The organism is Roseobacter sp. S87 (assembly GCF_055693285.1).
Map to the genome: position 1 here is coordinate 3,120,716 of NZ_JBVFTR010000004.1, position 21,044 is coordinate 3,141,759.

Annotated in this window: 17 protein-coding genes; all 17 read left to right on the forward strand. The window is 61.4% G+C overall.

Annotated elements, in window-relative coordinates; translation table 11 throughout:
• The first annotated feature begins 89 nt into the window (after window positions 1-89).
• From ACZ1HA_RS16255 to ACZ1HA_RS16335, 17 genes are read left to right on the forward strand one after another with little or no spacing between them, the layout of a single operon-like run.
• Window positions 90-665: a Pvc16 family protein gene (locus ACZ1HA_RS16255; RefSeq protein ID WP_375229606.1), complete on the forward strand. Its 576-nt coding sequence runs from the start codon at window positions 90-92 to the stop codon at window positions 663-665.
• Window positions 665-1,399 (forward strand): hypothetical protein, encoded by a 735-nt coding sequence (locus tag ACZ1HA_RS16260; protein WP_472714620.1) that lies wholly within the window; start codon window positions 665-667, stop codon window positions 1,397-1,399. The genes ACZ1HA_RS16255 and ACZ1HA_RS16260 overlap by 1 nt, the downstream gene beginning before the upstream one ends.
• Before the next feature lie 15 nt (window positions 1,400-1,414).
• Window positions 1,415-3,757 (forward strand): phage tail sheath C-terminal domain-containing protein, encoded by a 2,343-nt coding sequence (locus ACZ1HA_RS16265; RefSeq protein ID WP_472714621.1) that lies wholly within the window; start codon window positions 1,415-1,417, stop codon window positions 3,755-3,757.
• Between the two features lie 25 nt (window positions 3,758-3,782).
• Window positions 3,783-4,241, forward strand: a complete 459-nt coding sequence (locus ACZ1HA_RS16270; RefSeq protein WP_375229603.1) for a phage tail protein — start codon at window positions 3,783-3,785, stop codon at window positions 4,239-4,241.
• A 4-nt stretch (window positions 4,242-4,245) separates the two neighbouring features.
• Window positions 4,246-4,701, forward strand: a complete 456-nt coding sequence (locus tag ACZ1HA_RS16275; protein WP_436398469.1) for a phage tail protein — start codon at window positions 4,246-4,248, stop codon at window positions 4,699-4,701.
• Window positions 4,701-4,880, forward strand: coding sequence for a hypothetical protein (locus ACZ1HA_RS16280; RefSeq protein ID WP_375229601.1), 180 nt, complete (start codon window positions 4,701-4,703; stop codon window positions 4,878-4,880). Before ACZ1HA_RS16275 ends, ACZ1HA_RS16280 begins: the two co-directional genes overlap by 1 nt.
• A 3-nt stretch (window positions 4,881-4,883) precedes the next feature.
• On the forward strand, window positions 4,884-5,567 hold the full coding sequence (locus ACZ1HA_RS16285; protein WP_375229600.1) for a CIS tube protein: 684 nt from the start codon (window positions 4,884-4,886) through the stop codon (window positions 5,565-5,567).
• A 5-nt stretch (window positions 5,568-5,572) separates the two neighbouring features.
• The gene (locus ACZ1HA_RS16290) at window positions 5,573-7,345 is read left to right on the forward strand and encodes a phage baseplate assembly protein V (RefSeq protein ID WP_472714622.1); all 1,773 of its coding nucleotides are present in this window, start codon (window positions 5,573-5,575) and stop codon (window positions 7,343-7,345) included.
• Window positions 7,346-7,402: 57 nt separating this feature from the next.
• Window positions 7,403-7,684, forward strand: a complete 282-nt coding sequence (locus ACZ1HA_RS16295; RefSeq protein ID WP_472714623.1) for a PAAR domain-containing protein — start codon at window positions 7,403-7,405, stop codon at window positions 7,682-7,684.
• A complete protein-coding gene (locus ACZ1HA_RS16300; RefSeq protein WP_375229597.1) occupies window positions 7,671-8,108 on the forward strand; it encodes a GPW/gp25 family protein in 438 nt (145 codons plus the stop codon). The genes ACZ1HA_RS16295 and ACZ1HA_RS16300 overlap by 14 nt, the downstream gene beginning before the upstream one ends.
• Window positions 8,109-8,119: 11 nt before the next feature.
• Window positions 8,120-9,106, forward strand: coding sequence for a hypothetical protein (locus ACZ1HA_RS16305; RefSeq protein WP_472714624.1), 987 nt, complete (start codon window positions 8,120-8,122; stop codon window positions 9,104-9,106).
• Window position 9,107: 1 nt separating this feature from the next.
• Window positions 9,108-13,127: a hypothetical protein gene (locus ACZ1HA_RS16310; RefSeq protein WP_472714625.1), complete on the forward strand. Its 4,020-nt coding sequence runs from the start codon at window positions 9,108-9,110 to the stop codon at window positions 13,125-13,127.
• Window positions 13,124-13,987 (forward strand): hypothetical protein, encoded by an 864-nt coding sequence (locus ACZ1HA_RS16315; protein ID WP_472714626.1) that lies wholly within the window; start codon window positions 13,124-13,126, stop codon window positions 13,985-13,987. The genes ACZ1HA_RS16310 and ACZ1HA_RS16315 overlap by 4 nt, the downstream gene beginning before the upstream one ends.
• Complete coding sequence (locus tag ACZ1HA_RS16320; protein WP_472714627.1) at window positions 13,984-16,119, forward strand: hypothetical protein; 2,136 nt, start codon at window positions 13,984-13,986, stop codon at window positions 16,117-16,119. Before ACZ1HA_RS16315 ends, ACZ1HA_RS16320 begins: the two co-directional genes overlap by 4 nt.
• Window positions 16,119-19,076 (forward strand): hypothetical protein, encoded by a 2,958-nt coding sequence (locus ACZ1HA_RS16325; RefSeq protein WP_472714628.1) that lies wholly within the window; start codon window positions 16,119-16,121, stop codon window positions 19,074-19,076. The genes ACZ1HA_RS16320 and ACZ1HA_RS16325 overlap by 1 nt, the downstream gene beginning before the upstream one ends.
• On the forward strand, window positions 18,976-19,662 hold the full coding sequence (locus ACZ1HA_RS16330; protein ID WP_472714629.1) for a contractile injection system tape measure protein: 687 nt from the start codon (window positions 18,976-18,978) through the stop codon (window positions 19,660-19,662). The genes ACZ1HA_RS16325 and ACZ1HA_RS16330 overlap by 101 nt, the downstream gene beginning before the upstream one ends.
• Window positions 19,655-20,998 (forward strand): ATP-binding protein, encoded by a 1,344-nt coding sequence (locus ACZ1HA_RS16335; protein WP_472714630.1) that lies wholly within the window; start codon window positions 19,655-19,657, stop codon window positions 20,996-20,998. The genes ACZ1HA_RS16330 and ACZ1HA_RS16335 overlap by 8 nt, the downstream gene beginning before the upstream one ends.
• The last annotated feature ends 46 nt before the right edge of the window (window positions 20,999-21,044 follow it).

The following is a 21,044-nucleotide window of genomic DNA, read 5'->3' on the forward strand; positions in this document are numbered from 1 at the left end:
GTTAACGAAAGGTAAGCCGCTGCCACGCTCTCCGACCCCTGTTGTTCCGGCGCACCTTACCTGTCCAGGACCGGAGGTGCTGTGCCGCTGTGATTGATCAGGCCCTCAACCTTGTGAGTGACCGGCTGAACGCGCATCTTTCCGCGCTGTTCGGGGTATCCGAGGATCTGGTGGCGATAGGCCCGCTCTCGGATGCAGAGGGCAAACCGACAGCTGAATCGCGCAACCGGCTGACACTGTTCCTGACCAACATCGCACAGGATTCCGTCCCGCGAGGCACCCGCCCCCGGACCTCCGTGCAACTGGGCAAGGCGCCGCCGGTGCACCTCGATATCTACTTTATGCTCGCATCCGGGCATGATCCGGAAATCTATGGCGAGGGCCTTAAACTTATCTCGGCTGCTCTGATGTTTTTTCAGGCCAATCCCGTCATGACACCGCAGCTGGTGCCCGAGATGCCCACGGGTATTTCCCAGCTGACGGTCGAAATTTCCAATCTGCGGGTCGAAGAGGTTGGCCAGCTCTGGGGCAACCTTGGCGGGCGCTATGTCCCGTCGGTGATGTTCAAGATGCGCTCGGTCATGATCGACGCCGGTGCCGTGCGCGCTGTTACGCCGCTCATCCGTGCGCCGGGCGGTGACACCAGACCCGCGGAGGCAGTCTGATGACCTGGGGCGCTGTCGCACAGCTTCGGCTGGAACATGATTACTACGCCCCGAATATGCCGCCTGTTACGGTGCGGCCCACAGATCCCGCCGGGTTTGACAAAGAAGGGCTTTTGCTGCGCCAGATGGGGCCGCGCATCCTCATTCTGGCAGAAGAGGATAACACCGAGCTGCCAGAAGCTGTGTCGTTGGACCTGGACGTCCAGAACACCGATGTCATCGCGCTGACAGATGGTGCGGACTGGACCCATATTCCACAGATCGGTCTGCCGGAGCATCTGGATCATGCCGTTCTGAGTGCCGCCGGTCCGTCGGACGTTCCACAACCGCCTTCCAGCCGGAAACTGGCTCAGGTCAGCATCGGGCTGGTGCCCGGCAGTCTGCGGCGGATGACCCTGCGCTGCGAGGCTCTCGCCTCATACTGGGCGTATCATGTGACCGGCCCCGGCAGCGATGAGGTGATCATCGAGGACGCCGAAGGCGAAATCGAATTTGACCCGCTTGGGTCCGTGGACCTGCCCGACGGCACGCCTGCGCATGTAATCCGAACCCGCAGCCCTCTGCCCGCCCGGGCCCGTCCGCTGCAGCGGTTCAGTCTTTCACGGCCGGGCCCGTTCGGCCCCCGCACCCTGATCCCTGTTCTGCCTGCACCGCAGGCCGTTTTCACCACGGTGACCGCGCCTGACGGCGCCGGCGCACTGATCCAGTCCGACATTTACGTATCGATCTTTTAAAGGAGGACCCGAAGCATGGTCATGAAAACCCCCGGCGTCTACATTGTCGAAAAGAGCGCCTTTCCCAATTCTGTTGTGCAGGTCGCCACAGCAGTTCCGGCGTTTATCGGCTACACCGAAAAAGCGATGAACGGGAATGTTTCCCTGCACGAGACCCCGATGAAGATCACATCGGTCTCGGAATACCACGGCTACTTTGGCGGCGCGCCTGAGCCGACATTCAAACTGCGCGCTTTTGAGGAGCGGACCGGTCAGCCTTACGGCGAGGATGCAGACACGGCAGCCGCAGCCGAACTGCCGCAGGCGGTCTTTACGGCAAATGGTCCGACCGGTCCGGAAAAGTATGAACTGATCCAGACCAACACGGCCTACACGCTCTATTCCGCGATGCGCGCCTTCTTCCTGAATGGCGGCGGCACCTGCTATGTGACGTCGATCGGTTCCTATTCGGACCCGATTGATGGCGACGCAATGCTCAAAGCCATCACGCGGCTCGAAAAAGAGCCCGAGCCCACGATGGTGGTTATTCCGGAAACTACACGCCTGAACCGTCAGAACGCCGCGAAGGTCCAGCAGCAGATGCTTGCGCACTGCGGCTATACGATGAAAAACCGCTTTGCGATCCTGGACGTGCATGGCGGTTACCTCGACGAGCGCAGCCCGCGCGGTGATCCGATTGCCCGGTTCCGTATGGATGTCGGTGCCAACTATCTCGATTACGGGGCCGCCTATTATCCATGGCTCGACAGCGCGGTGTATCAGTCGCGCGATTTTACCTTTGAAAATATCGAACTGAAAAGCCGCAACACCTTCATCTCGCTGCTCAAGCGGTCTGTGAATATGGACAAGGCCCTGACGCCTGAGATCCTTAAGGTCGGCACGGCCGTTGTCACCGGTGACTTTACGATCTCGGTTACAAAGGGTGGTATTTCCGTGCTTAAGGGCACAGACATCCACGCCGCTGATGATCTCGCGGAAGCATCCGAGCTGAAATACAAGATTGAGGGTGACCCCGCAGACGTGCTGACCCAGATGAAGGGTAAGATCGTCACGGGTGCGAAAAATGCCGGTGCCGAGGCACTGGCAGGCGCTGACCCTATCTTTGCATTCACGCAAAAGGACATTGACGACGGCAAGATCCGCTTTGTGCACGACGGCAACGACGGTGCGGGCGGTTTCTTTGAACTGGTGATCACCGACAACGAGGGTGTGAAAACCTCCGCACGGACCATTGCAATAACCGTCGGCACGGACGTTATCGCCCTGCCTGATGTGGTCAAGGAAAAGCCGGTCAAGGTATCGGTGGCCGAAGAAGGCACAACAATCGATGGCGTTGTCCTTCTGGGCGCAGACGCTGTGGATGAGGTCGCCGTCAAAAATGCCTCCGACGCGGTGCAGACGGCGCGCACCGCGCTGAATGATGCCGCAGATGGCACCGATCTCGCACCGTTGCAGAAAGCCGTCGCAGACGCGGAAGCCGCAGCCGTTGCAGAGGTCAAGGATAAAACCGTGACCCGCAAGGGCGTCGGCGTCTGGACTGTGGACGGCACGGACATCACGCTTACGCCAAGCTCTGAGTTCCGCAGCGCTGAAACCGCTGTCCGCTACAAGCTGGTCGTCGGTGGTGAGCTGTCGGAAGCAAAGGAAATCAAGATCCTTGTCGATGGTGTTGTCGCCGAAAACCAGCCAACGGATCCGATGACCGGCACAATCGACAAAACGATGCGGGCTACCGTGCCGCTTTATACCGATGTAATGAATGCTATCGCAGCATACATGAACGTCATGCCGCCTGCTGCGGCCATGGCCGGTGTCTACACAGCGGTCGACAACACACGCGGCGTCTGGAAAGCCCCCGCCAACGTGTCTGTTGCCGGCGTCACCGGACCGATGGTCAACATCGATCATGCCCAGCAGGAAAATCTCAACGTGTCCACAACGGGCAAATCGATCAACGCGATCCGGCCGTTTGTCGGCGAGGGCACTCTTGTCTGGGGCGCACGGACGCTCGACGGCAACAGCCTAGACTGGCGCTACATCAACGTGCGCCGGACCATGATCATGATCGAGGAATCGATCCGGCTCGCGGCCAAAGCTTATGTCTTTGAGCCGAACACAGCGCAGACCTGGGTCACGATCCGGTCGATGATCGAAAACTTCCTGACCTCGGTCTGGAAAGCGGGCGGTCTGGCCGGTGCGGTGCCCACGGATGCGTTCAGCGTTCACGTAGGCCTGGGCGAGACGATGACGCCGGTGGATATCCTTGAGGGCAAGCTGCTGATCACGGTTCTGGTGGCGGTCACGCGGCCGGCGGAATTCATCGAGATCACGTTCCAGCAGCAAATGCAGAAATCATAAGTTTTGAACAGGAAGGACAATTACAATGGCAGATGATGGCTCCGCCCAGACAACGGCGGTCTGGCCGCTTCCCAAGTTCCACTTTCAGGTAAAGTGGGACGACACGGAACTGGCGTTTCAGGAAGTCTCCGGACTGGATATCGAAAGCGAGGTGCTGGAGTACCGCGCCGGTAACAGCCCGGTGTTCTCAAAAGTGAAAATGCCCGGCATGATCAAGTCCGGCAACATCACCATGAAGAAGGGTGTGTTCATCCAGGACAACGCGATCTTTGACTGGTTCGCGGAAATCCAGATGAACGTGATCAAACGCAAGGCGATCACGATTTCGCTGCTTGATGAGACCCAGGCGCCGACGATGGTCTGGAAGGTGCAGAACGCCTTCCCGGTCAAGGTCACCAGCACCGATCTCAAGGCCGAAGGCAATGAGGTCGCCGTGGAAAGCATAGAGATCGCACACGAAGGTTTCGTGATCGAGAACGCGTAACCATATGGACCTGCTCACTCCTCCTGTTGCGTTTCATTTTTCGGTCATGTTCGTGGGAATGGTCCCGCCAGTGCCCGACATGGCGTTTCAGGAGGTCTCAGGTCTTGAAAGCGGTCTGGACACCGAACCCGTGGTCGAGGGTGGGGAAAACCGGTTCGTGCATCAGTTGCCGAAACCCGCCAAGCGCGGGAACCTGAAACTGAAGCGCGGACTGACCACGCAGGCAAGCGGCCTTGTGCAGTGGTGCAAATCGACCATCGAGGGAGATTTTGCGGATGCCATTGTGCCCAAGGACATCACGGTGTCGCTGCTGAACGAAAAGCGCATCCCGGTGGCCGTCTGGACCGTCGGGAATGCCTATCCTGTCAAATGGACAGTCGGGGGGTTTGACGCGATGAAAAATGAACTTGCGGTCGAGACGATCGAACTGGCGTACAATACGCTGGTCAGGTCTGTCTGATGGCCGTTGAAATCGGGACACTCGTGTTGAAGGGCCGGTTCGGGCCTGCGCGCGAGGAGGCAGGCGCTGCCGCGAACCGTGACGACATAAACGAAGCGCTCGAAGAGATGCGCCATGATCTGCTGCGCGAGATGGAAGAGCGTATCGCGGATGCCGCGCGCCGCGCGCGGGAACGCTGAGCCGTGGCAAAGCTGAAGATCATCCGCTGCTCGATCCAGTCGAGCAAGATCGAACCACGCAGTGGCGCGGCCAACACGTTTGAGGCAACGATCAACCCGGAGAGCTACAGCCACAACTTCTCGCTCAAGTACACGGGTACGATGGGGAAGGGCGAAGCGCCGGTCGGAAAATCCGGTGCGGTGCCCAAGTACTCGATGGCGGATCCCGAGAAGCTGAGTTTCTCTCTGACCATTGACGGGACGGGCGTTGTGCCGGACTCAACAGAACCGGTTGCAGATCAGATCGATAAGCTGCGCACCGTATGCTACGATTATGATGGCGAGGAACACGAGCCCACGGCGGTCAAGATCATCTGGGGCAGCGGGCTCAAGGAGTTCTTCGGCAGGCTGACGGACATGTCCGTCGACTACACGCTGTTTCACCCGGATGGCACCGCGCTGCGCGCCAAGATCAAACTGAATTTCATCGAAGCGCGGACAGCCGCCCAGGAAGCCCTGGAGGCCGGTCGCCAGTCGCCGGATCTGACGCATGTCGTCCGGGTCCAGGCAGGTGACACGCTGCCGCTGCTGTGTCACCGGATTTATAAAAACGCCGGGCGGTATCTGGAAATCGCCGCCTTTAATGACCTCGACAATTTCCGGGACCTGGAGCCGAACACGCTCCTGCGTTTCCCGCCGATGAGGTAGCGCGCATGGCAGACAGCCCCCTGAAAAACGCAGACGGCCCTGTCGGGGTCATCATCAAAGCAGACGGTAACGAGCTTCCCGACACCACCCAGATTGCGTCGGTCCGGGTACGCAACGAAATCAACCGCGTGCCCGAGGCGATGATCGTTATCGAGGCAAGCAGCACTCAGCTGGATGATTTCACCGAATTCGACGATGACCTGTTTAAGCCCGGCGCCGAATACGAAATCAGCGCATATTATGGCAGCGAGGCCGAGGAGCGGATTTTTTCAGGCGTTCTGGTCACCAGCCGCATGCGGCTGACAGGAACCGGTGGCATGCGCATCGAACTCATCTGCCGCGACAAGGTGATCGGGCTGACAGAAATCCGAACCTCCGCTGCCTATTCGGAGATGAAGGACAGTGACATCATGACATCGCTGATCAGTGACAGCGACTCAGGGCTGACCGCGGATGTGACAGCGAGCACGGATGAGGCCGCGGAAAAACTACGCGTCGGCGCAACAGACTGGGACTATCTGCGCCTGCTGGCCGACCGCAATGGCATGGTAGTCTTTGTCGATGACGCAACAGTGTCCGTAAAAGAACCGGATACGTCGGTTGCAGCGGCACTGACCGTCGAGGTCGGTATGGATATTCTTGATCTCGATATGGCCGTTGACGCCCATCGCATGATCAAATCTGCAGACGCCACTTCGTGGAGCGAGGCAGATCAGGATGTCGTCACGGGAAACTCTGCCACGGTACCAGCGCCTGTCCCTGGCAACAGCACGCCGGCGGACCTGGCCAAAGTGCTCAGCGACAGGGTGCATACCACCTTTACAGCACGGGAAATCCCGAGCGCCGAACTGACGACCATTACCAAATCCCGAACGACCCGCGCCGGGCTGGCCGCAATGCACGGGTCGGTTCTTTTTCCGGGCAGCGGTGCCATCTGGCCGATGGACACGCTTGAGATAAAGGGCGTCGGAGAACGTTTTGGCGGGATCGGTTTTGTTGCGGCGACCGAACACGACATCCGCGCCGGCACCTGGACAACAAGGGCACGGCTCGGCCTGCCCCAGGACTGGACCTCGGACAGCACCGGGATGGCGGCCCCCGCAGCGGAGGCAGTCAATACGCCGGTCCATGGCCTGCAGATCGGTAAAGTGCTGGAGGTAGCCCCGGACGAGGACGGCATGCAGCGCATCAAAATCCGGCTTCCCGTGGTGGGCGATCCGCCCGCTGAAGTCTGGGCCCGGTACGCGCAACCCTATGCGTCCTCAGGCGCGGGCATCCAGTTTCTGCCGGAAATCGACGATGAGGTTGTCGTCGCCTTCCTCAACGCGGATCCGGAGGCACCCATCATCGTCGGATCCCTGCACAACGCCACAGCAGAGCGTCCGGTCGAAGCCACCGACGACAACTTCGTCAAAACCATCACAACGCGTGAAGAGCTGAAAATGACCTTCGACGATGAGAAGAAAATCATCACCGTCGAAACGCCGGGAGGCCATATCCTGACAATGGATGACGATGAAAGTGCATTCAGTCTTGAGGACATGAACGGGAACTCCATCGTCATGGACAGCAACGGCATCACACTGACCACAGACAAGGACATTACCCTGACCGCAACGGGCAACATCGTGGCCGAGGCCACGCAGGATGCAACGGTTGAGGGCATGAATATCACCTGTACCGCACAGACCGAACTGACCGTGGAAGGGAATGCGACCGCCAAGCTTTCCTCCGGTGGTCAGACCACGGTCGAAGGGTCCGTCGTGATGATTAACTGAACAACACCAGGCAAAAGGGGGTCCGGGGGGATGCCACCAGCAGCAAGACTGACCGACATGCATACCTGTCCCGCGGTGAACGGGGTGGTGCCACACGTGGGCGGTCCGATTGTCGGGCCGGGCGAGGCCACGGTACTGATCGTCGGCCTGCCTGCGGCAGTACTGGGCGACAATTGTGTCTGCGTCGGACCAACGGCCACCATCACCAAGGGGTCGGCCACCGTGATGATCGGCGGCAGTCCGGCCGCGCGCACTGGGCGACACCACAGCGCACGGTGGCACGATTGTCACCGGCGCACCAACCGTGATCATCGGAGGCTGAACCATGCAGGAGAATGATCCCGGGTTCCTTGGCCGTGGCTGGCACTTTCCACCGGAGTTTGACCCTTCAACGGGCGAGATACGCATGGCGGAGGCTGAGGAAGACGTGGCCGAAAGCCTGCGGATCCTGATGAACACGCGGCCGGGCGAACGCATCATGCAGCCGACCTATGGGTGCCGGATCCACGACTATGTCTTTGAACCCAATGATTCAGAAACCCAGGCAGGTATTGAGACCGCCGTGCGCCAGGCCATCCTGTTTTTTGAACCGCGCATCACTGTTCACCGCATTGAAGCAATCATGACCGACTGGCTGGAAGGCCGCATTGGTGTGGCGCTGGATTACACGGTAAATCAGACCAATACCCGGTCTAACATGGTGTACCCCTTCTACATCCGTGAAGGCACGCTGGTGTCTGACACGCCGGTCATGGCGATCTGAGGCCCGTGGCGGTGGCCCGCATATCGCTTCTGGCCCGGATGACGGGTCTTGCCCTGCTGATCGGGACGGCAGGATGTTCCGTGCTGGAAGAGCTGCCACTGCCGGAGCTGCCGGAAATCGGACTGCCCGAATTTCTCAAGCCGACAGAAACAGACCGTCTCATCGGCATCGCACCTGCGGCAGGCTCCTGCATCGCCGAGGACAAAGACGACAAGGAAATGGCCGGGTCTCTGCTGCGGAGGTCTGCGGCAGCTGGCTATGACTACGACACTGTTCTGCTGACCGGGCGCAGTTCCAACCTGGGTCTCGCGCCGCGTTTTTCGTTTATCGACCGCTCCGCGCAGGTCGAGGAACGCCCCAGCGACAGCACGCCCGGCGTCGGTTCACGCAAGGCAGATGCGTCAGAACGCGGTGGCTTCGGAACGTCGGGCTCTCTGCCGAATGTCTATGACGTTTCCTACAACATCTTTGATCAGGAATTCAGCGGTCCCATGGTCATCGGCCCCGGAGCGGCGGAGATCGAAATACCCTCCACCGGGTCGGTTACCTTTGCAGGTCCCATTGCGCTGGAGCTGATCACCGCAGATGAGGGCGGCACCATTTCGGTCATCCGGGCAAAGGGTCGCTTTGCGTTCACTGCGGGATATGGTTCCGGCCAGGGGACCTTCGCGGCCAGCGGCTTTGATGCAGAGCTGCCGTTCGACCAGATTTCCTGGACCAACCTGTTTCAGTGCGGCGGCCGGTTTGTCAGCAGCGGCAAGGGCGTTGTGACCGTGCAGAAAGGCGATGGACCGCCCCTGCCACCCTTCAAGACCGGCCGGGATGCCGTGCCGTTCCGGGCGGTTTTCGAATCTGCACAGTTCGCCCCTGAGGAGCGGCCCGCACCACCCGTCTCAGCTGGAGGCACCTTTCTGATCGAGAGCGACGCCGGGACGCTGACCGGGGTTTTCCTTTCTGATCTGCCGCCAGCGGCAGACGACGATGAGGAGGCAGAATAACATGAGCCCCCGCTGGCAGGATATCCGCGTCACGCCCGGCTCGAAGGCCGGTGAGCGTCTGCCACGCCCGCTGGCGCCACGGCGGTTTGAGGTGCGCCCTGACGATCTTGCGGTAAAGTTTGCGCAGGCGGGTGAACGGCTGGAGGCCGCAGATGTCGCCGTGGCCCTCGAAAACAGACACGCGGGTCCCTGGGCGCGTCTGTTCCAGAATGAACCGGCCTGGCTCTATGCTCAGATCCTTGCTTTCAATGCGCATGATCATGGCTTCGCATTTGCAGAAGCTCTGGAGCAGATACCCGATGACGCGCTGCGTCAGACCAGTGAACTCGCAGCGCTTCTTGATGGCTGGCTGCGGCGGATTCGTCTGCAGAAGCCGGTGGTTTTTTCGCGCCAGCTGGAGCAGCTCGATCAGGAAGTCGCCCTGACGGAGCTTGCGCGGTCACTGGCAGGTGTCCGGCCTTCCGTCGTGCTGCGGCGGGCAGGCGAGCACCGCAGTGTGCGGGAGACCAGCCGGGCGCATGGCGCGCTTGCTGCTGCAAGGGCCACCCGCGAACGCATGCGTGCCATCCACACGATCCTGCGCAACGCCGTTTCTGCGCTGCAACCTGTTGCCAGAAAGGCATTTGAGGCGCGCATCCGGTCCGGACGGATGGATCCCGGTCTGGGCCTGCTGATGGCCGAACTGCGCACCGCCGAACATGTGGATGCTGCCATCAACAAACTCCCTGCGCGGCACACGGATCACTACTATCGGGACATTATCGGTCAGAAACCCGCTGAGGCCGGTCCTGAAAAAGTCCTTCTTGATCTTGGCAAAGTGCCCCGCGCTGGTGTGCTTGCACAGGGGGCAGGTCTGGAAGCACTGCTGGCCGATGGCACGGTACAGCGGTTCAGCACAGAGGCCGCGGTACCGCTCAGCACTGCACGGGTCAGTGATGTCTGTGTGCTCAGCTACCAGACCAATCCGGATATCTCTTACCACCGCGCGCTGGCCGGGATCACAGGGCTCCGCGCGGCCCGCATCAGCCCAGACGATCCGCCGACCAGTGCGCCGCTTTTCGCCAGTGGCACGGAGCTTCCGCTGGATACCGGGCTTGATATCTCAAGCCCCATGCTGTCACTCGCCGAAGGAACGCGGCGAATCGAAGTGACACTGCATATGGAACGAGGCTCCGGCCTGTCCGCCGGGTCGCGATGCGCGGCCTGCGAAGACTTCCAGGCCCGGAACATGCACCGCAGAATGACAGCCACAAGCGATGTACCGGACCTGCGCAGCCGTCTGGGTGCCGGTCCCGAACAATTCGCTCCGGACGTCCGTCTTGCGCTGGCAGCGGACCCTGATCTGGTACGCAGCTTCCGGGCTGGAAAAATTGAGACTGCGGTGGATGTCCTCGCTGACGACGTCGCAGAATACGCCGCATCCCTGGTGCGGACACCATCAGTTTCCCTGATCTATCAGTACCTCATGAATGAGGTCGAAACCCCGCAGCAGCTGCGCGTGCTGCTGGGTCGGATTGTGACCCTTTCGCTGATTGAGCAGCATCCTTTCCCGTCCGGCGGCTACTGGGACCGGATCTATGCGCAGGTTGAGCGGTTCCGCCCTGAGCTGATCGGCCGGGTTTCTGACGCGGATGCGGAGAACGGGGAACCGGATCAGGAAAACGAGCAGAATTCCATGATCTTTGCCGCGTTTTCCCAAAAGCCGGATGGCACCATCGATTATCCGCCGGAGGATGTTTTTCAGAGCCTTCTGGGCGATGCATTTGATCTCACAGTCACCACCGAAGACGGGCCTTTGCGCCCCGACATCATGCAGGTGATGCCCATCCGCCGTCCCCGTTCGGCGGGCGGTATCACCCTGAGCCTGCGGTTTGACGAAAGCGCGCCTGCGCTGACGGGGCCTGATCATGCGCCCACGCTTGCCCTGCGGTATGCGATGGATTCGCGGCTCTGCCCGGTTTCCTTTTTCGAAGCCTACACCATTGAAACCATTGGTATCCGCACCCAGGTGACTGGTCTGCGTCAGCTGTCCGCCTTTTCGGATACCGGGCCGGTGGTCACCGATCAGACCTTCCGCCCCTTCGGCCACCGCCCGAAGGATGGCGCCACTTTCCAGGTCGGCTGCGCCGAAATGGCGCGCAAGCCCATAACGGAAATCAGCATCAGTCTTGGCTGGAGCGGTATGCCTGATCCTGTCGGCGGCTTTGAGGCGCACTACGAAACCTATGGTCAGAACATTGAGATCCCTGCGCCTGAACTGACCGTGGAATACCTGAGCGGAGATGGCTGGAAACCGGTCAGCGACGAACCCCTGCCGCTGTTTCAGACAGAGGGGATCACCGGCGCCCTGCTGCATGACTGGCAGTTCACAGGCAGCGTTTCCGGACACTCTATCCCCGCAACCGGCGTTGTGACGGCGGCAGAGTATCAGTCGCGCCAGACTGTACGGGCGGGCCTGATCCGTCTGCGGCTCACCGGCACAGCGGATGGTTTTCTGGCCGGGCAGTATCCGGTGGCGCTCGTGGATGCGATGCGCCCGCGATTGCTGCCGCTGGGCAAAAAGAAGATCCCGCCGGAGCCCTATGTGCCCGAAATCAGCCGTTTTACCCTCGCCTATACCGCTGAGGCCACGATTGAGCTGAACGCACCGGATGCCGCCCGCCCGGGCGAAGCCGTGCATCAGGTCGGCCCGTTCGGGCGGACCCCTTTGTTCCCGGAACGCAAACTCCGTGGGATCAGGCTTTTCCCTGAGCGCATGGGGTACGGTCATCTGGCGCTGCAGCTGACCGGCGCGGATGCGACCGGCCCGGTAGCACTTGCCTTTGACATGGCACAGTCCGGCCACCTGCGGCTGGTCCCCCGACCAAATCCCCTGCGGTGGAAGTACCTGTCTGCACATGGCTGGACCGATCTGCCCGAGACGGCGATTTCCTCTGACACCACTGCCGGACTGGTCCGTTCAGGGCTGGTGGTCATCGACCTGCCGGATGATGCCGCCAACCATTCCTCTGAGATGCCCGAAGGCGGTGTCTGGCTGGCTGCAGTTGCCACGCGGCCCCACCTGGACATCTTCCCGGCTCTCAGCCGCGTGACCGTCAACGGCGTCTGGGCCCGCCGCAACGACGCTACATGGAAAGACCATAACGCGGCGCGCACCTGGTCGTTCTCTCCCGCGCAGCGCGGGCTTTCGCCGCCGACAGAGATCACCACACCGGCCGAAATCCGGCCGCCGGAACACCCCGATGCCTTCACCGCACGGGTGGGCGAGCGCCTGCGCCACCGCCGTCGCGGGGTCCGGCCATGGGACATGGAACGGATGGTTCTTGATGCTTTCCCTGAGGTCTGGATGGCCAAATGCCTGCCGCACCTGCGCTGCGACGACCCGGCTCCGGCGCCCGGACATGTGACCCTTGTGGTGACCCGGAAACCCAGCCCTGGCCATGAGCTGAGAACGCCCGCGCCCTCTTTGTTTGACGTGGCCACGCTGGAACGCATCCGCTCCTGGCTGGCGGATTTCATTAACGAAGAGATCACGCTCGATGTCGTCAATCCGACCTTCGAACGCCTCCAGGTCCGCGCCAAACTGTCCGTTACTGCAGACCGGGAAAACGGAGCCATGGCCCAGATGCTGCGCCGTGACCTGGCCGGCTATCTGTCAGTCTGGACAGCGGATGAGGCCTTGTCCCGCTTTGGCTGGTCGCTCAACGTGCACATGCTGCGCGCGCATATTGCGGGTCTCTCTTACGTCCGGGATGTTACAGATTTTTCCGTTCTGCACCTCGTGGGGGATGACACGCGCAGCTACCAGTTGCTCGACACCGCCCAGGCGGTTCATGACCCGCGCGGCGGCACCTATGGTCCGGTGCTGACCCCCAGATTCCCATGGAGTCTGCCGCTCTCAGCGGCGGACCACGTACTCACAATCCTGCCAGAAATTGATGATGAAGCGCCCTCAGCTGCCGGGATTGGCAATCTGACAGTTGGCGACATGCTCATCGTCGGCCAGAGGACAATCCCGTGACAAAACAAGATCGCGCCACACTCAAATCCTACTTCCGCAGCGGGGCTCTGCCCACCGCATCGGAATACAGGGACCTGATCGACAGTTCCGTCAACAAGGTTGATGACGGATTTGCCAAAACGGATGCGGACGGGCTGCGCCTGAATTCCGTTGGCTCCTCACTGCGGGTGCTCAGCCTTTATCAGGGTCTTGGCACTCCGAAGCCCTCCTGGGTGATCGAACATGGCGACGCTCCGGGCGCGCTGCACTTTCGTCCCGATCTGGGGAAATCAGCCCTTGAGTTTGTGTCCGGTGATCCTGCTGCGGAAACAACCCGGGACGGACCTGGTGATGCAGGTCTGAGCATCACGCGGGACGGCCGCATCGGCGTTGCGAACGAGCGGCCGGACTGGCGTCTGGATGTGGATGGTGTCGCCCGGATGCGCGGACGTATCGGCGTGACCAGCCACCGCATCCCCCACGTCAAAGCGGACGGAAAATGGCATGACATCACGCAACCACTGACCGGATGCCAGTGTTTTGAAGTCACAGCCGGCACCGGCGGTGACCCGCGCAAGGGGCGTTATTCGATGATGCACGCCATCGCGATGAACGCCTATCATCCCAGAAACCCGATCCTGAACTGGCTGTTCCGGCGGCGCTCAATCAAAACGCAGACTGCAATGTATGGCTCTTATGCTGACCGTCTGCGACTGCGCTGGGTTGCGGACCAGCAGCAACACCATTTCCGTCTTCAGCTGCGCACCAACGCAAACTTCGGCGAGGGCAAAGTCGTGCGGTATTATCTGACACAGCTCTGGTTCGACAGTCTGATGACGGGCGCGCGTGAAGACGCCGACCGTGATGCGGGGATGCTGTGACTGACGCCGTTTCACCCCTCAGGGATTTTGACGATCTGCGTCGCGCAGCGATTGATTACGCGCAACAGGCGTCCGGCGAAATCTGGACGGATTATAACCTGCATGATCCGGGTGTCACACTGCTGGAGCAGACCTGTTTCGCACTCAGCCAGATTGCGTGGCAGGCGGACCTGCCGATCCGTGACCTTCTGACCAACCCGCGCGGTCATTTCTGTTTTCACGATCTTGCGCTGTTCAGACCCCGCAAGGTTCTGGGCACCATGCCGGCACGGCGCGAAGACCTGCAGACCTGGATCGGGACATGCCCCGGTGTCGAACGTGTTGTGATCGCCCCGCCGGACGCCAGCCGGCCCGGAATAGTCGACGTCGTTCTCATGCCCACAGAAGCCGCTAAGCAGGATGCCGATATTGTTGCCAACTTCCGCAGAATGTTCCGGCAGGCACGGCCACTTTGTACGGATCTGGGGCGCATAGACGTCGCGCGCCCGGTGCGGGTTGTCCTGCATGGCAATGTCGAAATCACCGATGCGGCCCTGCCCGAGACCGTGGCTGCTGCGCTCTATCACCGGGTATCCGGCATTCTTGCCGGGTCCGGAGGGGAGGGTCACGCCGCACAGCGCGCTGATGTCTGGACGGCGCCCGAACGTCTTCTCGCCCCGGCCCGGCACGACGGGGAGCAGCCAAAGGACATCAGTGATCACCTCAAAGAGCTGCGCGCGCTGCCCGGCGTCAGGGATATCGGCTCCTTCAGCCTGCAGCAGCCCGCCGGAGCAAAGGCCGCCGGGGATGATGCCATTTTCTACCGGTCTGTCCTGCCGAGGACGCAGGATCAGATTGGCCTGACACTCACACTGAACGGTGCTGCGGTGGTTCTTGATCCCGCCCGTATCCGGGAGGAATACAACCGCATCGCCGCCGAGACGATCGCGGCCTCAGTACATCATGTAGACGGATCCGACTGGGACGTTCTGCGCCCCGGACGGCGGCGGTATTTCGGCCAGTCTCATGTCGACAGCCTGCTGCCCGGACTGTTCCGCGCCGAAGGGTATTCGATGCATAATCCGGGCGAACTGATCTCGGAATACCGCGATGCGATCAATGGTGTCCTGCGTGACATGATTGCGGACCTTGATGCCCTGCCCCGCGTTTTCACCGCAGGACCACGCCAGCAGAGCGACGATCCAGAAGAACATCGTCAGCGTATCAGTCTGCTGGATTACCTGATTGCGCTGCAGGGGGCCGAAATGCCCGCAACGCGGCACAGTGGTCTGCACCGCTACAGGTCCGTGCGCGGGCGGCACCGTTTTGAGATTGAATGGCGGCTGAAATACCTCCTGTCCCTGCCCTGGCTCAACAGCGCCCGCGCAACAGGGCCGGGGCCTGACGGACCCGGTGGATTTTTGACTGAACTGTCCTTGCTTGCCGATCTCGGTCCGGTGACAGACGATGCCCATGAAAAGGTCATGCGCGACTATGGTCTGCGCATTGATGACAGTTGCGTTTCGGCCAAAAAGGACAAGGACGACATCATCGTCGTGGGCGCGATCAATCCGTTTGATATGCTCGTTCCTTTGCTGGATGACGCGCCGCTCCTGTCCTCTGAGCGGCTTGCGGAGCTTTCGCCTTTTGTGGTCAGCGGAGCGCTGCACAGCAGGGATTTCCTGCGGGTCGTGGAGACGGACAGCTTCGCGATTGCCCCTTACATGGGCGGCGACTGGCAGATCCTTTATGATCCCGGCAATGGTGCAGACCTGATGCGCTGTGCGGTGATTGATAAAAAGGAAGACGCCAGCAACACTGTGGCCCGCCTCCGGGCAACCTGGCTCCATCTTCACCGGAAGTCCGAAATTCCTCATCTGTCCGAAAAGGTATTCCAGGACGGTGGTGCAGATGCCAGTGACGCACATACCGCCGATCTGGCCCTGCCTGGCTGGACGGCGCGCACATCAATGCAGAGCTACCGCAATTACGTGGAAGGTCTTGTTGCGACTCTGGCACCTGCGCATGTGCATATCCGGGTCCACTGGCAGGACTTTGCCTCCACAACCGACCAGGCATCAGAAACAGACAGCAAGCCAAAGGAGCGTGATGCGGACGACCAGGCCGAACGCGCGCCGGAGACTGTCTCCTGATGCAGACCGCCGCGCGCATATCCCGGGCACCTCAGGAAACCGCGACCATCGAAACGCTGGCCGCTGAGATCGCGGTAACGGCAGCCGATGGTCCTTTGTCATCTCCCGAACGCCTGCTTGCGGCGGTCCGGAATGAGATCCTGCCTGCCCTGTCGCAAGTCCTGGAACGGGCACCATGGACAAACGCAGGTATCTCTGTGCCCGCCCTTGAAATCGACCTCGGCGACTGGCCCGATGATCCGGTCTGGTCTGAGGTACGCTGGCTGCTGGCGCACAGACTTGAGGCTGCCCTGACGCCATACCTTGAAGAAGCGCAACGACGGACGAAACGGGCGACGCTTTCTCCTGACAAAGCCATGGCGCAGCGTTCGGAACAGCTGGCTTCTGTGCCACGCGCGACCGCAAACCAGTCAGATTCCGGTGACCTGCCTGCGCCCACGTGGGACGACGACCGCCACCGGCAACAGTTTCTGAAAGCGCGCGAATTCTTTTCGTGGGTGCAGCAGTTCGAAGGGGCACCCGATGGCAAAACCATACGCTTGCGTCTGGAAAAAAACCTTGCAGACGCGCGCGCCCTGCTGGATCTGCGTTCAGCGGGGCTTGCCCCGCTCGCAACCGATCCTGATCTCAATGCGCGGCTGACCGATGCCCTTGCGGCGCTCGCGCCCGCGCAAACCGATGACCCGCAGGTATACCGGAACGGCACGCCAGCGGAAGAAGAGCGTGACGCTGATGGAGACCGGCATTCAGTTCATGAGCATTTGCTCTCAGATATTCATCTGGACAGGCTGATCGACAGCGCCTCTGGAATAAAAGAACTGCTGCTCAGAATGGCGGGCCGTGAAGCGCACCCGAATGATATCGGCACCCTGTCCGCGTCTGGCGCAAACGTTCTCTCTGATCACGAATGGCAGGCTGTCACCCACCCCGACAGATTGGACGCGCTGGAACAGGTACAAACCCGCCTGATCAACGCCCTTGTTCATCAGGGCGCACCGGCAGTCACCGCCCGAAAGAGAGCGATGCGTTTGCTGGCACAGGTGGCAACACTGCCCCGCTCTGACGCAGGCCATACAACGGACTGGCAGGATACCGCGCGTGCCGCTGTACATCTCTCTGACACCGGCGGCAGCATAACCCCGGCAGGCGGCCCGGTATCAGCTAATTACGCGGCAATCAGTCCCGAAGAAGATGACAGGTTTGGCACTGCTGTCCCAAGGGGTTCTGATCGGTCGCGTCAACCAACTGAACGTGGGATCCTGCAGAAAGCTGCCGGCGCCAATACGGTCTCCGCAAGTGACCGTGCAGGCACTGACACTGCTCAGATCAGCGCCCGGAGCGACGACCAGACCCGGGATGCGCAGAAATATCCCCAGCCAACGGTGCAGGGATCAATGAGCGGCGCTGACCCCATCCCTGCAAATGCCGGGACTGCTCAGCCCCCTGATCCGGTTGCAGTTTTCACCGACCCGGCAGCTGATCCTGCAGCCCTTCTGCGGGGCGACTGGCTCGACGGTGACGCGCTGCGCGCCCTTCACCAGGAGGTGCCGCAGGACCTCTCCCGTGCGTTCTCCCGGCTCAGCGCATCCGATCTTCTGGCCATAGCCCATCGTCTGATCCCGCGGGACGCCGTTTTGCTGCAGAACCGTCTTGATGACCTTCGCCGTGACGCGCAACACCCGGAGCGCGCATTGCAACAAGCCGTTTCTGCACTTCTCCGGGGCAGTCCGCTGGACTTTGAAGCGCTCCTCGCGCCAGCCGATGAGGAAAATACCGAGACCGCATCAACGACTGACGACAGCGCCATCCGGCCCTCCGGACCTGGGGCAGGAAACGACATGCTACCGGAAGAACCGGTGTTCCGGGCCAATCCCCCGACCATCGAAGATCCGGTTGCGGACCTGTTGGCTGCCAGCGGCCTGACACGGGCGGAGATCCATCGCGTGATGCGCACCGCTCCCGCGGAGTTTTCAGAGGGCGAACGCGGTGGGGGTCCCGCTACCCATTTGCCAATGCCTGGCGCAACAGACACAGCAGGCGAAACCGGCGACGCTCCCATGCATACCCAGGCCACCGGAGAATCCCACGCTGACGCGGTAAACGACCGGCCCGATGTGGTCAGCGACAAGACCCGGTATCCTGTACAGGAAACGTTGGAAAAACCGGATTCAACGCAGAAAAAAACGCAAACTGATACCTCCGCAGGGTCGGACGGCGACGGATCGAACCCGCAAAAAGATACGCATGCGTACGTTTTTTCAAGCAAAACAGGCAGGGATCAGAAGGCATCTCAGGACGCGCAAACGGCTCCCGCTGATGCAGGCCAAAACAGCATCGGACAAGGTGACCGAACGAGGGCCGTGCCAGATCATCCGGATGAGAGCACCAGGGCCGAAACGGTTGACCTGCATGACAAAACCGCTGCGCCCGGATCAGGCCCTTCCAATCCGGACCAGCCTCCCCGAATGATCACCAATTCCACGGCGGAACCACAAACCCCTGGAACCGCAGATGCGACGGGGTATGCGGACGAGCCCCCCGGATGGAACCCGCCACTCCGAACGCCATGGCCGCGAAAAGGCACCTGTTCGCGACGATGCCGGCCTTCTGTTGCATCTGGAACGGGTCACCAAGGCAACCCTCCCGGCGTCGGACGCGGATCTTGCGGCGGCGCTGCGTCTGGTGAATGCGCTCTGGCCGGCGCGGGATCCGGACCGGCCTCAGACACAATTTCCGCTGATGCAGGCATTGTTTCAGAATGCGGTCTCGGCTCCGCTTCCCGGACAGTCGCTGGCACGCCGTCTGGGCGGTCTGCTCGAACACCTGGAGCCGGACGAGAACCGGCGCGTGCTGGCCATGCGCACCGTATCCGCACGGCTCAGTGCACCTGCGGGACCGGACGCCACCCGTCTCCGCCAGCAAACGCGGGCCGCGCTGGAAAATCTGCTGGCCGGTGACACTGACGCAGACAACGACGTCAGAGACACGCAAGCAAAAGCCCCGGTCGTTGCAGCGCCGGATGATGAAGCCGAAACCCTGCTGGTCTCGGAAACGGCCGGGCTCGTTCTGCTGCATCCCTTTTACCCACTGCTCTTTGAGCGCACGTCCGTCCCCCGCGACGGGCGCGCTCTGGCATCCGAAGGGCTGCCGCTGGCGCGGGGCCTTCTGATGGCATTGTCGGGGACCACTGAGACGCCGATGCCGGATCCGCTGCACCAGATCCTGCTGGGCGTTGATCCCGCTGCACCGCTCCCGGGCCCTCAGCAACCGGATGAGGCCGCCATGGAGCTCATGGATGGCCTGCTGCGCTCGGTCATCAGTCGCTGGGCCAGGCTCGGGGCCACCTCACCGGACGGGCTTCGCGAAACCTTTCTGCGCCGCACCGGTACCCTGCGGACGGACAGCACCGGGGCGCATCTGCGCGTCACGCCCGGACCGTTTGACATGCTGCTGGACAGCCTGCCCTGGAGCCCCGGGCTGGTCACCCTGCCGTGGATGCCGTTGCCCTGTCACGTAATATGGCGGGAGGAAACCGATGAATGACGTCGCCCGCCCCGGCGCGGTTCAGGCCGCCAATGCCGATGCCGTAGCACGGGAAATCCGCTGGCTGGAACAGGTGATCGAAGCGCGCCTGGGGCATTTCTTTGATGGCTCGGCTGAGCCTTTTGAAGTACCTGCTGCACCCACACTGCCGGAAGGCACAGCGCTGGGTGACCTCATCGCCCGCACCGGTATGAACCTGCAGTCCCGCCTCGTGCTGGCCCTGGCCGTTGCACCGCATGTGAATTCTGCCGTGCTTGATCCTTTCTATGTCAAAAACTCTGCTATTGACCGCGCTTTTTCGCAGTTTGGCGGGCATCCGGATGCAGGCACCGCGTTTGTGCCGTCGGTCGAGACGGCGCTGTTCCTGATTGCGGGCACCGACACGGCCGCACGGATCGCGGCAATGCGTCTGTTTGAACCGGACCACCCGCTGCGGCTCAGCGCAGGTGTCACGCTTACACAGACGCCACCCTCCCATGTCAGCCGCCTCGACATCCCCGTTCACCGCGTGGTCGCACTGTGTGACGGCAAACCACCACGCCCGGATTTTTCCCCGAATTTCCCGGCCCGCCGGCTCACGACCAAACTGGGCTGGGAGGACCTGATCCTGCCCGCCGGCGTGCGCGACCAGCTGCAGCACATCCTGGCCTGGCTCGAGAACCGGGACACGATCCTGCAGGACTGGGGCCTCGGCCGCCAGTTCGGGCGCGGGTACAAGGCGCTCTTTTATGGCCCGCCGGGCACCGGCAAAACCCTGACCGCGACGCTGCTGGGGCAGCGGACCGGGCTGGATGTCTACAGGGTCGACCTGTCGATGGTCGTCTCCAAATACATCGGCGAGACGGAAAAGAACCTGGGCCTGATCTTTGACATGGCCGCCGAACGCGACTGGATTCTGTTTTTCGATGAAGCCGATGCGCTCTTTGGCACGCGCACCGCGACGACCAGTTCAAACGACCGGCACGCAAACCAGGAAGTCGCCTATCTGCTGCAGCGGATCGAGGAATGCCAGAGCCTTGTCATTCTGGCCAGCAACCTGCGCAGCAATATCGACGACGCGTTTTTCCGTCGCTTTCAGAGCGCCGTAGGCTTCGCCCGCCCGACCGTGCCCGAACGGCTGCAGTTGTGGCGCAACACTCTGGGCGGTGTACCGGTTGGTGACGACATCGACCTCAAAGCAATCGCGCGCGAGCACGACCTTTCAGGCGCCGCCATCACGAACGTCGTGCGGCATGCAGCCATCGGGGCCCTGCGCCGCGGTGCACCAGCCGTCACCGCCGAAGATATCAAATCCGCCATTACCGCCGAAATGCGCAAAGAAGGACGCACGTCATGACCCGTCTCAGCCGCCTCATGTCCGCGATCATTGTATATTTCTCAAT

What these genes read in the sequence shown, in the direction of transcription:
- ACZ1HA_RS16260 (WP_472714620.1), top strand. Translation starts at nt 665, where the DNA reads ATGACCTGGGGCGCTGTCGCACAGCTTCGGCTGGAACATGATTACTAC.
- ACZ1HA_RS16265 (WP_472714621.1), top strand. Translation starts at nt 1,415, where the DNA reads ATGGTCATGAAAACCCCCGGCGTCTACATTGTCGAAAAGAGCGCCTTT.
- ACZ1HA_RS16270 (WP_375229603.1), top strand. Translation starts at nt 3,783, where the DNA reads ATGGCAGATGATGGCTCCGCCCAGACAACGGCGGTCTGGCCGCTTCCC.
- ACZ1HA_RS16275 (WP_436398469.1), top strand. Translation starts at nt 4,246, where the DNA reads ATGGACCTGCTCACTCCTCCTGTTGCGTTTCATTTTTCGGTCATGTTC.
- ACZ1HA_RS16280 (WP_375229601.1), top strand. Translation starts at nt 4,701, where the DNA reads ATGGCCGTTGAAATCGGGACACTCGTGTTGAAGGGCCGGTTCGGGCCT.
- ACZ1HA_RS16290 (WP_472714622.1), top strand. Translation starts at nt 5,573, where the DNA reads ATGGCAGACAGCCCCCTGAAAAACGCAGACGGCCCTGTCGGGGTCATC.
- ACZ1HA_RS16295 (WP_472714623.1), top strand. Translation starts at nt 7,403, where the DNA reads ATGCATACCTGTCCCGCGGTGAACGGGGTGGTGCCACACGTGGGCGGT.
- ACZ1HA_RS16300 (WP_375229597.1), top strand. Translation starts at nt 7,671, where the DNA reads ATGCAGGAGAATGATCCCGGGTTCCTTGGCCGTGGCTGGCACTTTCCA.
- ACZ1HA_RS16310 (WP_472714625.1), top strand. Translation starts at nt 9,108, where the DNA reads ATGAGCCCCCGCTGGCAGGATATCCGCGTCACGCCCGGCTCGAAGGCC.
- ACZ1HA_RS16325 (WP_472714628.1), top strand. Translation starts at nt 16,119, where the DNA reads ATGCAGACCGCCGCGCGCATATCCCGGGCACCTCAGGAAACCGCGACC.
- ACZ1HA_RS16330 (WP_472714629.1), top strand. Translation starts at nt 18,976, where the DNA reads ATGCGCACCGTATCCGCACGGCTCAGTGCACCTGCGGGACCGGACGCC.
- ACZ1HA_RS16335 (WP_472714630.1), top strand. Translation starts at nt 19,655, where the DNA reads ATGAATGACGTCGCCCGCCCCGGCGCGGTTCAGGCCGCCAATGCCGAT.